Origin of the sequence: Arenibacter catalasegens, from assembly GCF_002909235.1 — a bacterium.
Taxonomy (GTDB): Bacteria; Bacteroidota; Bacteroidia; order Flavobacteriales; family Flavobacteriaceae; genus Arenibacter; species Arenibacter catalasegens.
This window is the reverse complement of record NZ_PHQQ01000010.1, coordinates 34,581-49,821: the sequence shown is the minus strand read 5'-3', so window position 1 is coordinate 49,821 and position 15,241 is coordinate 34,581. Positions and strand designations below refer to the sequence as shown.

Here is a 15,241-nt window from a genome sequence, read left to right as displayed (position 1 = left end):
AAAATCCCCAAAGTAATCTTTGGGGATTTTTTATTGATTAATTCCGAGGATGTGAGCCCTTTAGGAGCCACACATTAAACAATCGTCATCTGCTTGGCCTTCCTTAGCTTGAGCTATCAATTCCTTCATCTCGGCCGCTGTCATCGGTTTTACTTCCACCTGTTGCTGGTTGGCCGAAGTAGCTTCCACCTTAATGGTCTTTGTTACTTCTTTAGCCACTATACTAGTCTCCAATGGCGCCTCAGCAACAGGAACTTCCTGTTTCTTACTATTATCCAAAGTAAATTTAATAGCATCTGCTGCCGCTTTCGTTCTTAGATAGTACATTCCAGTCTTAAGTCCGCTTTTCCATGCATAGAAATGCATTGAGGTCAACTTGGAATAATTGGCGTTCTCCATAAACAAGTTTAAGGACTGGCTCTGGTCTATGAAATAACCACGTTGTCTGGACATATCAATAATATCCTTCATACTTAACTCCCAAACTGTTTTATACAACTCCTTAATTTCGGTAGGTATATTTTCAATATCCTGCACAGAACCATTGGCACGCATTAATTCCTGTTTCATATTTTCGTTCCAAAGGCCAAGTCCTACCAAATCCTCCAATAAGTGTTTATTCACTACAATAAACTCCCCGGACAATACTCTACGCGTATAAATATTGGATGTATAAGGTTCAAAACATTCATTGTTACCCAATATTTGCGATGTAGAGGCTGTAGGCATAGGCGCTACCAATAGGGAATTGCGAACTCCGTTCTTTTTTACTTCCTTACGCAATTTTCCCCAATCCCATCTCCCGGATAACTCTTCATCTTTAACACCCCATAAATTGTGCTGAAATTCTCCTTTGGATATTGGAGAACCCTCATAGGAAGAGTAAGTCCCCTCCTCTTTTGCCATTTCCATGGAAGCCGTAACCGCTGCAAAATACAAAGTCTCAAAAATTTCCTGATTCAATTCCTTGGCAGCATCACTTGTAAATGGCAACCTCAACATTATAAACGCATCGGCCAAACCTTGAACCCCCAAACCTATTGGCCTATGGCGTATATTGGAATTTTCGGCCTCCTTGATCGGATAATAATTTCTATCTATAACCTTATTTAAATTTCTCGTAACCCGTTTTGTGACCCTAAACAATTCCTTGTGATCAAACTCCCCATTCTTAATAAACATCGGAAGCGCAATGGAAGCTAAATTGCAAACAGCCACCTCATCAGGCGAAGTATATTCCATTATTTCCGTACAAAGGTTGGAGGAGCGAATAGTACCTAAATTCTGTTGGTTACTCTTCCTATTGGCTGCATCCTTATAAAGCATATACGGAGTACCTGTTTCAATTTGGGATTCTAAAATTTTCTCCCAAAGTTCACGAGCCTTAACCGTTTTACGCCCTTTGTTTTCTGATTCATAATTAGCATACAACTTTTCAAAATCCTCACTGTGATGATTAAATAGTCCAGGGCATTCATTAGGGCACATTAAGGTCCAATTTTCATTGGCCTCTACCCTTTTCATGAATAAATCTGGTATCCACATGGCATAAAATAAGTCCCTAGCCCTCATTTCTTCCTTTCCATGGTTTTTCTTCAAGTCCAAAAATTCGTATATGTCGGCATGCCATGGCTCAACATAGATAGCGAAACTTCCCTTACGCTTTCCACCGCCTTGATCTACATATCGCGCTGTGTCATTAAAAACCTGTAGCATAGGTACAATGCCATTAGAGGTGCCATTTGTCCCTGCAATATAAGAACCTGTGGCCCTAACGTTGTGGATAGAAAGACCGATTCCCCCAGCAGATTGCGAAATTTTTGCTGTTTGTTTTAATGTATCATAAATACCATCAATACTGTCGTCTTTCATTGCCAATAAGAAACAAGAAGACATTTGAGGTTTAGGAGTTCCAGAGTTAAATAAGGTAGGCGTAGCGTGGGTAAAATATTTTTTGGACATCAACTCATATGTCTCCAAGGCCGAATCCAAATCGTTAAGATGAATCCCTATGGATACCCTCATAAGCATATGCTGTGGTCTTTCTGCAATCTTCCCATTGAGTTTTAAAAGATAGGAACGCTCCAAAGTTTTAAATCCGAAATAATCGTAGCCAAAATCCCGGTTATAAATAATGGTAGAATCCAATCTATCTGCATTCTCAGAAACAACTTTGTACACCTCATCGGACAGCAATGGTGCTTTTTTGCCCGTTCTTGGATTTACATATACATATAAATCCCTCATCGTTTCCGAAAAGGATTTTTTGGTGTTTTTATGTAGGTTGGAAACGGAAATACGTGCCGCTAACTTGGCATAGTCTGGGTGTGAAGTGGTCATGGTAGCCGCAATCTCAGCCGCTAAATTATCGAGTTCAGATGTAGTTACCCCATCATAAAGCCCTTCAATTACACGCATGGCGACCTTTAGTGGATCTACCAGGTCATTTAGGCCATAACACAATTTTCTTACTCTAGCTGTGATCTTATCGAACATTATCAGCTCTTTTCTTCCGTCTCTTTTTACTACATACATGTTGCTACAATTTTTTTTTTAATGATACATACGTTTGGGCCATGGGGCATATGTTAAAAACATTAACATATCAAATTCATCGCATAAAAATCCCCTTATAACCCAAAGGGGATTTCCTTTATACCGTTACCTATTAAAAATCGGCGTCGAAGCTAATTTTCTGCGAATCGTCGTCCTTATCCTTGTTGTTCGAGACCCCAGCCTTTTGATATTCAGCTACTCTTTTTTCAAAGAAATTGGTTTTGCCTTGTAGTGAAATCATGTCCATAAAGTCGAAGGGGTTGGTAGAATTGTACACTTTGTCACATTCCAACTCCACCAACAAGCGATCTGTTACAAACTCCAGATACTGGGTCATCAAATTCGAATTCATCCCAATTAAACTGGCAGGAAGCGATTCCGTAATAAATTCCCTTTCTATATCCAATGCGTCTACTAAAATCTCGGTAATACGAGCTTTAGGAACCTTATTTATAAGATGTTTATTATGAAGATAAACAGCATAATCACAGTGCATTCCCTCATCCCTTGATATTAATTCATTGGAAAACGTAAGCCCGGGCATCAAGCCTCTTTTCTTAAGCCAAAATATGGAACAGAAGGCACCAGAGAAGAAAATACCCTCAACTGCAGCAAAAGCAATTAGCCGTTCTGCAAAACTGGGCGACTCAATCCATTTCAAGGCCCAATCTGCCTTTTTCTTAATGGCCGGGAAATTCTCAAGAGCGTTAAAAAGCAAATCCTTTTCCTTTTCATCCTTTACATAAGTATCAATTAATAGGGAATAGGTTTCAGAATGAATATTCTCCATCATGATTTGAAAACCGTAGAAGAATTTTGCCTCGGCATATTGAACTTCACTTACAAAATTTTCGGCAAGGTTCTCATTTACAATTCCGTCAGAAGCCGCAAAAAAGGCGAGAATATGTTTTATGAAATAACGCTCATCACTATTCAACTTGTTGTTCCAGTCGTTAAGGTCAGTATGCAGGTCAATTTCCTCGGCAGTCCAAAAACTAGCCTCACATTTTTTGTACCAATCCCATAAATCGTGATGCTTTATAGGGAAAATAACAAATCGGTTAAGGTTTTCTTTCAGAATCGGCTCTATAGCTACTGACATATCTTATTTAGATTTTAAGGGTTTCTTAAACTAAGGCGAATATTTGCCCTCGGTCGGAGATAACAAAGATTGCAAAATACACCCAATAACTAAAGCTAAATAAGCATTATTACCCACAAAGTTTTTAACACAAAATGTTGAAATGTATGTTCGCAAGTGATGTTCATTACCTTTATTGAACAACGGAAATTATAAAATGAGAAACTCTCCCAGTGAAAAATATTCTTTCAAAAAAATAAACCAAAAAGTATATAAAAACATACTATTTGGTTTATGTTAATCCATATGTGCTCACATCCATAGATTTGGATGCAAAGTCACCAAGTAATCGGCATTTCACCTTTCCAAATTTAATTTGAAAAACTAAATGGATATTGCTGCCAAAATCATCATAATGGAAATGGCAATCATGGCCAAGAAAACTAAGCTTATAGCTTTAATATTAGAAGTAAACATATTAGTGGAGTTTGAGTTAATTACGTTTTATAGTGTTCATTCCATTGTTTTTTTTCTCCAACGGAAATAATACAGCTCATGATAATCTACAACAATAACATTCGAATTCATCAAAACAGTGTATTCTTATCCCCTTCATCATCTAGTTTCAAATATATTGCAGTAAACTCAATAGATATGCCTTATATGTAACAAAGTTTGCAAGAAATGTAACATGAACATTGTGCATTACTATTCAAGCGACTCTAGGTACTCTGTTGGTGTTTTGTTGTAGATTTCCTTAAAACACTTAATGAAATAGGAAGGAGTGTTAAAGCCCACGGAATACGCAATCTCATTGACAGAAACATCTGAAGACCTTAAAATGTGAATAGCCCGTTTTAGTCGCTGAGATCTTATAAAGGCTGTTGTAGACAGACCTGTATAAGCCAATAATTTGCGGTGTAGTTGCATTCTACTCATACCTAATTTTGCGCAAAAAGAAGCTGCGTTAAACTGAGAGTCCAGCAGGTGCACATCCAGTACTTTTTCCAATTTATTAAGAAATACTTCATCTGTGGGGCTTATGGCCATATCCTTTGCCTCCAATATAAGTTCATGACTATACCTCTTTCGAAGCATTTTTCTGGTTCCAATTAAATTTTCAACTCGTGTTTCCAGACTCCGGACCTTAAAGGGTTTGGTGATAAAATCATCTGCCCCTGACAACAACCCTTGCAACTCCTGCTCCTCATCCAAACCGGCCGTAAGCAGAATAATGGGAACGTGGCTAGTACGCTCATCTGTTTTTAATTTATTGCAAAGCGATATACCATCTAAGAAAGGCATACGAACATCCGAAATAATAAGGTCAGGAACCACTTCCACTGCAATTTTTGCTCCTTCCAAGCCATTGCCCGCTTGCAGGATCCGATACTTGCTGCACCAAACGGCATTAAGAAATTCGCGCACTTCCTTATGATCTTCCACGATCAGAACAATGGGCAAGTCCTTGGCTTCCCCATTTTGAATCATTGGTTTTTTGGGCAGCACCAAACCTGCTTCATTACCTATTAAGGGCTGAATACCAATTTCTTCTGATTTCTCAATTAATTCGAAATTTTTAAAGTTGGAAATTAGTATTGGCAAGATTACCTTAAAGTGAATAATCCCACCTGTTTCCATTTGTACAGATATGGTGCCCTGGTACATATCTATTAATTCCTTAACCAACGAAAGGCCAATACCAGCTCCGTCCGAATATTCATCCTTTTGGTAAAACCGTGTAAAAAGTAGATCGATATCCATATCAGAATAATTTTCTACCGTATTTTTAACACTTATCTGCACTTCTCCTTCATTTTTAATGGCCGTAAACTGGCATATACCTTCCGCGCTTATATATTTAAAAGCATTTGAAAGCAGGTTTACAACAATTTTTTCCATAGCATCCTCATCGAACCAGGCATTGGGCAAAGGCTCTATTTCGACTTTATATTCAATATTGTTTCTTGATGCCGTATGCCTAAATGATGATGTTAACATACCCAAAAAAAGACCTAGATCTCCCTTTGAAACCCTAAGTTTCAGCTTACCCTTTTCCAACTTTGCCAAATGTAGGAGTTGATCTACCAGGGCAATTAACCTATTTATATTCCGCTTTATCATAGAGAAATTGGCGAAATCAGTTTCGGAAAGATTGGCTTGCCCTAATTTTACATCCACTGGGCCTGATATCAAGGTCAAGGGAGTACGGAATTCATGGGAAATATCTGTATACAATTTGGATTTCAAATCATTAAGTTCTCTAAACCGTTCTGTCTCCTCGATTTTTGATCGAAGTTTAAGTTGCATGCGCCATTTCCATTTCAAGTAAGCGTAAACCCCATAAACCAACATAAAAAATAAAAGAAGATAGGCGGACTTGGCCAAAGGGGTAAAATACCAAGGAGCCAAAATTGAAAAAGTATAGCTTACGGGCACATTGTTCCAAAGTCCATCATAATTACTACTCTTGACTTGAAACTCATATTCTCCAGGTGGTAATCGGGTGTATCGGGCAAAGTTCTTGTTGCCCGCAAAAACCCATTCGCTATCAAAATCAACCAGCCTATATTGGTATTGATTTTTTTGAGGAAGGGAAAATTGAAGACTAGAAAAGGTAAAGGAAATCGTATTTTGCTTGGCTTCCAAGGCAAGCTCATCTATTAAAGGAAAGGGCTTATTATATACATCGAACCCGGTAATCGCAGTCTTGGGTAAGATGGTGTTTTCTTTTAATTCGTTGGGCCTAAACCAATAAAACCCATCCAAACCACCAAAATAGAGGTAGCCTTCCGAATCCTTGAAGGCTGCACCGGTATTAAATTCAATCGCCAATCCCTCATAGTTATTATAGTTTACTATTTCCGGGGTTTCATCCAATAAATGTCCTATTGTAAATTTGGTAATTCCATTGTTGGAACTCAACCACAAATTACCTTCACTATCGGGCAATATCCCATAAATGACATTGTTGGCCAAGCCGACTTTTTCACTGTAGTGGTAAAATCGATTGTTTTCAACGTCAAATGCATTAAGGCCACCTCCATTAGTGCCGACCCAAAGGATATCATTGGGTGAGTAATACAAGGTTTTTACGCTATTGGACGACAGCGAATTACCATTGGTCAAATACTGATAAGCTTTAAATGTTTCCATCTCAATATTAAACATTCCAATACCATGGCTCTCTGTCGCAATCCACAAATTACCTTTCCCATCCGAGGTGATCGCCCTAATATTATTACTGGGAATCCCATTTTTCTTACTTGAGTCATACTCAAATTTGTTTATTTCTCCTTTTTCTTTATCGAATTGAATTAGCCCTTGGTCCCTTGTTCCCAACCATACCCTATTCTCACCATCTTCAAAAATGCACCAAACGGTATTGGCTGTTAATTTAATTTCCGAAGTATTAGAAAAATGCAAAAAATCACCATTGGGCTCCTTAATAGATAATCCTCCCTCTTGCGTCCCTATCCACAAATTGTCGTCCTTATCCACATAAAGACTCATAACACGATCTGATGAAATAGTTTTAATATCCCCATTTAAGGCTTTAAAGGTTCTCCAGGTATTGGTGCTGGGACTATACTGTGTAAGACCTTTGCCAGATGTCCCTATCCAAACAGATTTCTCCTTGTCCACCACAATAGACCTCACGACATCGATACTCACATTTTCCGGGGTCTGGTAATCTGTGAAGGAATTGAATTTTTCCAAATACTCATCGTAATAGCTCATTCCAGCCCCATCTGTACCAAACCACAATGTGCCTGAATAATCCTCATAAATGCTCAGTATATCATTGTAATGCAGAGCTGTAGGGTTATGTTTTTCAGTAACAAAATTGGTTATTGAAACTTGTTCAAAATTAACGAGATAAAGTCCTTGGCCATAGGTCGCAATCCAAAGTCTATCTTTGGAATCCAGGTAAAGATCGGTAATATTCAAATCTGCCGGCAATACATCTGAAAAGGATAAAGCATGAATACGCTTCAAGGGCCCATTAGCTGAAGATCTAAAATAAAGTCCCTTACCAAATGTTCCAATCCACTCCCTTGACGCAGCATCAACAACTATATCACTGAAATTCGCTTCCAACTTGCTATTCTCCTTGGTATAGGCCCCTACCTTATTAAATTTGTTGTTATGAACTTCGTATGTGGCAATTGCATTTTCCATAGCCAATAGTAGCTCTCCATTATCATTTTGGGTCAAATTGTAAATCGTGTTTTTGAGAACTGAAGGCGGAATTACTTCTTTTGCTATGGCCTGACCATTTTTTAAGGCATAAAGTCCATTGGAATAAGTCCCTATCCAAAGATTAAACTCCCTATCCATAAAAATGGCGCTGGCATCGGTTACTCCTTGTAAGGGAACGAAACTATTTGTTTTTGTGTCTAGTTTATGCGGTATGCGATTTATTGGGATAATCCATATCCCTCCCTTTAAATCTGTATAGACCTTTCCCAAATTACTATAGTTAGAACGCGTAATATCTACAAAAGTAAAAGGGTATGTTGTAAACACTTGGCCATCATATTTATTTAGACCGTCCTGAGTGGCAATCCATAAATAACCTATACTATCTTGAGAAATTGATATGGCACTGTTTTGAGAAAGTCCATCCTGAACGGAGAGTTGTCTAAACTTAATTTGGGATTGGGATTGGGCTGTAAAAATTGTATTGAGATACATTAGTCCCAATATTAACTTTAACACTAAGGGTAAAGAGGTTCTTTTGTATACAGCCATCCTATCCTGTTAAAAAACATTACAACAAGATAAGGTTTATCTAAGTGGAAATCAATCCAACCAAAAAATTGACATATTTAAAGAAGAAGTCAGGGACTAAAGACCTTCTGTATTTTTTGACTTAAAGAAGTGTTCGTGAAGAATATTAGAGAGGGTAAACCAAAAAGAAAACTACCAAATAAAGTGCGATCCACACGATGCAACGAGATTATGAATTACGAGAATCGGATTTACATGTTCAGGTAGTTCCCCCGAAACCTAAATACTATGAAAAATCCAAAACCTACAAGTTGATTGCGTTTTTCAAATTTACATTTACATCCTTCGAATCGTTTTTGCAACAATGACATGTTCGTATTTAAAACTTAATTCTACAGGACCGCACTTTATTTGGCAGTTAATTCTAATTATTTGTTGTTATAGCCAAAGAATACTATTCCATTCAAGGAATCTTTCCACCAATCGGCTTTGTTTTATTAGTAGCTCCTGTTGGACACAGCATTATTTTCCACAAGGATCCTATTTGTATTTTTATCAACCTTATGTTCCACTAGATTATTTTCATGGGAAGTTGCTCTCTCATTATCAGTAATCACAGCAGTAATAAGGACTAAAACTAAAACGATAAAAAAAACTATACATTTATTCATCACCTGGGTTTTTGCATTGTAGGTTATACATTTTACATATCCGGGGAAATAATTATGTTGATCAAATGTAGCTGAATTGCACTAACAGATGCTTCGTAAATGTGTAAATGGTAAATTATCCTGTATAAATGACATTAGCCAAATTCAAGATATATGTTGCGCAATTTGTGATTTAGGTTCCCGATAGATCGTTTCTACATAATCCTAAAGCTCCAACCCTAAATCATTTACCACCAACTATACTCAATTCATTTCCATTGACACAAAATATAGGGAGCATAACAAACAATATTTTTAATTTTGAGTATCTTTCCTAAACTTATGTTAGAAGCAGTTTTAGTAGACGACGAAATTAAAGCCCTCCAGAGCCTTTCCTGGGAGCTGACCAACTTTAGTGATGAAATTAAAGTGGTGGCTTCTTTTACAGACCCTATTGAGGCATTAAAATATTTGGAGGAAAATCCTCCCGACTGTTTGTTCTTGGATATAGAAATGCCCACCATGGATGGTTTTCAATTCATTCAGAAATTACAGAACAAAGACTTCCCGGTAGTCATCACCACTGCTTATAATCAATATGCCATAAAAGCCCTTAAAAATGAGGCCATAGATTATCTTCTAAAACCCATAGACACAGACGATTTAAACGACACAATCGCTAAAATAAAAAAGTTTAACAATAAAAATTACACTGCGGAAAAGCTGGAGAAAATTTTATTGAAATTCAATTCTGATTCACTCCAAAAAAAGATTACTATTAATACAGATGGGAAATTATTATTTTTACAAAGTGATGAAATTCTATTTGCGGAATCCGACGGAAATTACAGTACACTATTTTTAACGGATGGACAAAAAATTTTGCTTACCAAAAAATTAAAGGAGGTAAATCAAATACTACCCAAGGATACTTTTTTTAGAATTCATAATTCCTTTATTATCAACCTCAATAAAATTAAGGAATTTCTTAAAACAGATGGATATGTAATTTTACAATCCAATCATAAAATCCCTGTTTCAAGACAAAAAAAATCCGACTTTTTAGATTTAATATAATCTATTACCATAACATGAATTTTCCCTCCTGCATTCTTTTATTTATACGGAGACTATCGATCTTAAAAGCGAACACATTCCTTTTTTTTTTAGTTCTTACCTTCATTTCTGCTCCCAAAAGCCTTTCACAGGAAGTTACCGAAGATTTTAAAAGAATAACAGATAGTCTAATAAAAGCTGCCCCAAAAACTTACCAGGAATTGGATTCTATCCTACACTCCAAAAGGACTGATACCATTTATATGCGCTACTTCACCAATGAAGCCGCAAAAAAACAATATTCATCAGGACAATCATATGCCCTAAATCAAATAGGGAGAAAATACCGGGATATATCGCAATACGCCAAAGCCATTGCACTTCACCAAAAAGGATTACAGGCGGCCATAGATGCCGATGATCTGGAATTCAGGGTATTTAGTCTAAATATGTTGGGTGTGGTTTACAGAAGGAATGACAACATTAAAATAGCTTTGGATTACCACCAGGAGGCCCTAGAGTTGGCAGAGTCCGTTTCCAATCCTTCCAACGAACTCAAAAAAAGTATAAACGTTTCCTTAAATAGCATTGGCAACCTTTATTTAACCCTTAAACAGTATGAAATAGCTATTTCCCAATTTAAAAGGGCCATGGAATCGGCAAAAGAGCTAGGCAATAAATTAGGGTTGGCAATAAATTATCAAAACATTGGGGAATGTTTGGAATATAAAGGGGAATTGGAGGAGGCCCTTCACTACTATAGGACGTCCTTGGATTACAATAATGAAATTGAAAATGACAAGGGTAAAATTATTTGTAAAAACAGTATTGCCCAAATCTACTTAAAGCAAAACAACTTAGATGAGGCCATAGAGATTCTACAACCAAATCTATTGGCTGCTGAAACTCTAGGCGATATGTCTATTATTACTGCCATCAATATTAACATGGGCTGGGCATTGATGGAGTTAAAACAATACAACGAAGCCGAAAAATATCTCACTTCCGGATTGGAAATGTCCAAGAAACACCATCTTCCAACTTACATTGCACAGGCATATGCCTTTCTATCCAAATTATTTACCTACAAAGGGGATTATAAAAATGCCTTGGAGTATTACCAAATGGCAGAAAAGTTTAACGAGGAAATAAATAGTGAAGTGAATCGGCGTTATATTAATGATTTGATCATTAAATATGAAACTGAAAAAAAAACCAATCAAATAGAGGCATTGGCCAGGGAAAACGAATTTATGAATCTTCGGCTACGCAAAAAAACGAATACCTTGATTATTGGGGCATTGGGTATGGCGCTATTGACGTTTATACTGTACATTCTTTACCGACAGAAAGAACTCAAGAACGAAAAACAGATACTAACCCTCGAGCAAAGTATGCTGCGCAGCCAGATGAATCCACATTTTTTGTTCAATTCCTTGAACTCTATCAAGTTGTACATCATTAATAACGAAAAGAAGAATGCAGTACACTACCTCAATAAATTCTCCAAGTTGGTGCGAAAAATTCTAGAAGCTTCGTCCCTAAAAGAAATATCCCTGGCAGACGAATTGGAGACCATTGAACTTTACATGAACATTGAAAACATTAGATTTTCCAACGAAATAAATTTTAAAGTGCGAGTGGAAGAACCCATAGATGAGCACACTGTTAAGATTCCTTCGTTAATTCTTCAACCATTTCTGGAAAATGCCCTTTGGCATGGACTTTCCTCCAAAGAAGGGGAAAAAAATATTCTACTCCATGTAAGTCGGGAAAACGATAAATTTATTCAAATTAGCATTACTGACAACGGTGTTGGACGGGAAGCATCAGAAAGAATAAAGGAAGGTAAGATTTTGAAACGAAAATCCATAGGCATCGATATTACCAAGGAACGGTTGGCCAATTTCTCCAAAGACTTCGAAAATTCTTTTCAGGTAGAAATAATAGATCTCTATGACGTCAATAAGGTAGCTTTGGGCACTAAAGTGGTTTTACATATCCCTACCCATTAGTATGCTCTAACGCTATTTGCTCCAATTCGGCATACCATTTTTTTCCAAACTTGCGAATCAAGGCCTCCTTTACAAATTTATAAACGGGCACTTTAAGTTCATTCCCCAAGGAACATGCAGGATCGCAAATTTCCCATTTATGATAGTTAACGGCGGTAAGTTCCGAATACTCTCGTACACGAATAGGGTATAAATGACATGACACAGGCTTTTTCCATTTAGTAGCCCCTTGATTATAAGCTTCTTCCAGTCCGCATTTGGTTATTCCCTTGTCGTCAAAAACCACATACGCACATTCACTGCCATTTACCAAGGGAGTTTCCCATTCGCCATCTTCTCCTCTAATAAAGGCCCCTTGCTTTTCTATTTCGGCAATACCCTCTGGTCGTAAAAAGGGTTTCACTTTACTATAAATATCTACCAAAATCTCTGTTTCCCTGTCCTCAAGCGGCGCACCAGCCTCACCATCAACACAACAAGCCCCTTTACAAGCACTTAGATTACAAACGAAATCGTTCTCAATAATTTCCTCGGACACAATTGTTTTTCCCAGTTGGAACATACTATTTTATTAGGCAGCAAATATAATTCTTTAGGTGGATATATTTTCCCTTAATTAAATTCAAATACCCCTAATTAAACGTAAATTTGCCGCGTCTTAGGAGGAAAGGGCAAAATAAGCACCTGATGGACTAAGATTATATTTTTAAAGCTATGGAATTCAATTTTAATTTTAGGGAAATAGTTACGGCTAGTATGGTTCTTTTCGCGGTAATTGATATTATTGGGAGCATTCCCATCATAATAACCCTAAGGAAGAAAGTAGGACATATACAATCTGAAAAAGCGTCAGTTGTTTCGGCTATTATAATGGTAGCCTTTTTGTTTGTAGGGGAAGAAATCTTAAATCTAATAGGTATTGATGTCAACTCATTTGCCGTTGCAGGGGCTTTTATAATTTTCTTTTTGGCTATAGAGATGATTTTGGGAATCACTCTGTATAGGGACGAACAACCCGAAAGTGCTTCTATAGTTCCCATCGCATTCCCTTTAATTGCCGGTGCCGGTACGGTAACCACCTTACTTTCATTAAGGGCGGAATACTACGTGGAGAATATCATTGTAGCCATTATAATAAATGTTATTTTTGTATACATCGTCCTAAAATCCTCTAGTAGAATAGAACACATTTTGGGTAAAAACGGACTTAATGTAGTCCGAAAAATATTTGGTGTTATACTTTTGGCCATTGCGGTTAAACTGTTTACCTCAAATATTAACCAGTTATTTTAATCAATAAAAAAGAAGGTGAGATGAACAAAATATTAATAGTAATACTCATTGTATTGGGATTGGCCTTAATAGCCTATAACGTAACTTTAGTGGATTTTAAGGACCCTTTTCAAGGAAATAGTATAATAGCCTTAATAGGAATAGTGGCTTCCTTATGTGCCGTAGCGCTATTGTTGATATACAGTACCTCTAAAAAGATCCAGAGAAAAATTGAACAAGATTAATTTGTAGCTTCAATTTTATCTACCTCTTTTTGGCTTATGGTCGGTTTATCCAATTCCAAAACCTTTTTCAGCATATCATCTTCACCGCTTTTTATTTGTGCATAAGCATTGGGGTCGAACAATTGCTCGGCCAATGTAGCCTTGATATATAATTTAATTTTTTCCTCGAAGGCATAAAAGTCCATTTTTATATTTCTTGCAAGGCAATAATCTATAAATATCTCAAAAAGGATATCATCTACTCTAAAGTTATTGATAAATTCCTCTCTGGAATAACCTTTGTACTGAGCCCTATTCCCATCCAAATGCTCAAATACAAAATAGGATAAAAACCCCACGCTTTCCATGCTCTCAAAATATTCGGATTCATTGGTCCCAATGGGCACAAAAACATCTGGAATAATTCCCCCACCCCCATATACCACCTTACCTTTAGGGGTTTTAAACTTTAGCGAATCGGCCACTTTAATACTGTCTACCGAAATGAGTTCCCCGCTATGGTAACGATCAGTAAATTTCTGATAATAATCCTTGTTCCCTTTATCGTACGATTTCTGAATAGACCGCCCTGTTGGGGTGTAATATCTGGAAACCGTTAAACGCACAGCAGAGCCATCTCCTAAATCCATTTCACGCTGCACTAGACCTTTACCAAAAGACCTACGTCCTACTATAGTACCTATATCATTGTCCTGTAAAGATCCCGCAATGATCTCACTAGCAGAAGCCGAACGCTCATTAATCAAAACATACACCGGTTTATCCTCAAAATCCCCTTTTTTGGATGCAAATACCTTATCTATCTTACCCTTTTTATTTTTTGTAAATAAAATCAACTTGCCGTCCGAGAGAAATTCGTCTGCCATCTGTTCGGCAATACCCAAATAACCCCCAGGGTTATCTCTCAGGTCCAAGGTTAATTTCTTGGCTCCTTGCCCTTCTAACTTCCTAAGGGCCGTTCTAAACTCTTTGTAAGTTGATTCGGCAAAGCGATTTACCTTTATATAACCCATATCATTAGTAAGCATATAATACGCCTCCACACTTTTAATGGGAACCACATCTCTCTTGATATTTACATTGAAGGTGGTATTATTGTCCTTTCTATATACCTTCAATCTAACAGGAGACCCTTTTTTACCCTTCAGTTTTTCCACCACCAAATTATTAGGTATATTCTCTCCAAACAAAGTGTCATTATCGGCCATCAGAATACGGTCCCCAGGCTGTAGACCTTTAAGAAAACTCGGTCCATCCTCTATGGTTCTAATCACGGAAATAGTATCCTTGTACATATAAAAATTAACCCCTATCCCCACAAAATCTCCCTTCATATTTTCAGAGACCTTATCCATTTCCTGTTTTGGGATGTACACGGAATGGGGATCCAATTTCTCAAGAATATTGTTAACGGTAACGTCTACAATACTATCCGTATTAATCTCATCCACATACTCATAGTCTATATAGTCTATTAGTCTATTGAGCTTGTCCTTTTTTGAATTGGTCGTGAAGAGTTTTTCTGGAGAATCATTAAAGTTCAATTTTCCACCAACAAATATTCCCATGGCAATTGCCAGAGCTATTACAGTAGGCCATATGTAGGTATTTATTTTCTTCATGATTCAAATT

General features: G+C 37.1%; 9 protein-coding genes. 4 read left to right on the top strand and 5 right to left on the bottom strand.

What is annotated here, in order from left to right; translation table 11 throughout:
• Positions 1-60: 60 nt before the first annotated feature.
• From CWD90_RS09775 to CWD90_RS09765, 3 genes are all read right to left on the bottom strand, one after another.
• Complete coding sequence (locus tag CWD90_RS09775; RefSeq protein ID WP_103475776.1) at positions 61-2,535, bottom strand: ribonucleoside-diphosphate reductase subunit alpha; 2,475 nt, start codon at positions 2,533-2,535, stop codon at positions 61-63.
• A 133-nt stretch (positions 2,536-2,668) separates the two neighbouring features.
• Positions 2,669-3,658: a ribonucleotide-diphosphate reductase subunit beta gene (locus CWD90_RS09770; protein ID WP_103475775.1), complete on the bottom strand. Its 990-nt coding sequence runs from the start codon at positions 3,656-3,658 to the stop codon at positions 2,669-2,671.
• Positions 3,659-4,345: 687 nt separating this feature from the next.
• Entirely contained in the window at positions 4,346-8,335 is a 3,990-nt protein-coding gene (locus tag CWD90_RS09765; protein ID WP_192878008.1) for a two-component regulator propeller domain-containing protein, read from the bottom strand.
• Positions 8,336-9,363: 1,028 nt separating this feature from the next.
• Between CWD90_RS09765 and CWD90_RS09760 the strand changes: the two genes are divergently transcribed.
• Together CWD90_RS09760 and CWD90_RS09755 are read left to right on the top strand one after the other, a co-directional pair.
• Positions 9,364-10,098 carry a LytR/AlgR family response regulator transcription factor gene (locus tag CWD90_RS09760; RefSeq protein WP_103475773.1) on the top strand — a complete coding sequence of 245 codons (735 nt, stop codon included), beginning with the start codon at positions 9,364-9,366 and terminating at the stop codon, positions 10,096-10,098.
• Positions 10,099-10,112: 14 nt separating this feature from the next.
• Positions 10,113-12,092, top strand: coding sequence for a tetratricopeptide repeat-containing sensor histidine kinase (locus tag CWD90_RS09755; protein ID WP_103475772.1), 1,980 nt, complete (start codon positions 10,113-10,115; stop codon positions 12,090-12,092).
• On the opposite strand, the gene CWD90_RS09750 is transcribed toward CWD90_RS09755, so the two are convergent.
• Positions 12,082-12,654: a DUF3109 family protein gene (locus CWD90_RS09750; protein WP_103475771.1), complete on the bottom strand. Its 573-nt coding sequence runs from the start codon at positions 12,652-12,654 to the stop codon at positions 12,082-12,084. The two genes, CWD90_RS09755 and CWD90_RS09750, sit on opposite strands and share 11 nt — an antisense overlap.
• Before the next feature lie 152 nt (positions 12,655-12,806).
• On the opposite strand from CWD90_RS09750, the gene CWD90_RS09745 reads away from it, so the two are divergent.
• The gene (locus tag CWD90_RS09745; protein ID WP_103475770.1) at positions 12,807-13,385 is read left to right on the top strand and encodes a MarC family protein; all 579 of its coding nucleotides are present in this window, start codon (positions 12,807-12,809) and stop codon (positions 13,383-13,385) included.
• Between the two features lie 20 nt (positions 13,386-13,405).
• Complete coding sequence (locus CWD90_RS09740) at positions 13,406-13,609, top strand: hypothetical protein (protein WP_103475769.1); 204 nt, start codon at positions 13,406-13,408, stop codon at positions 13,607-13,609.
• On the opposite strand, the gene CWD90_RS09735 is transcribed toward CWD90_RS09740, so the two are convergent.
• A complete protein-coding gene (locus CWD90_RS09735; RefSeq protein WP_103475768.1) occupies positions 13,606-15,231 on the bottom strand; it encodes a S41 family peptidase in 1,626 nt (541 codons plus the stop codon). The two genes, CWD90_RS09740 and CWD90_RS09735, sit on opposite strands and share 4 nt — an antisense overlap.
• Positions 15,232-15,241 lie beyond the last annotated feature (10 nt).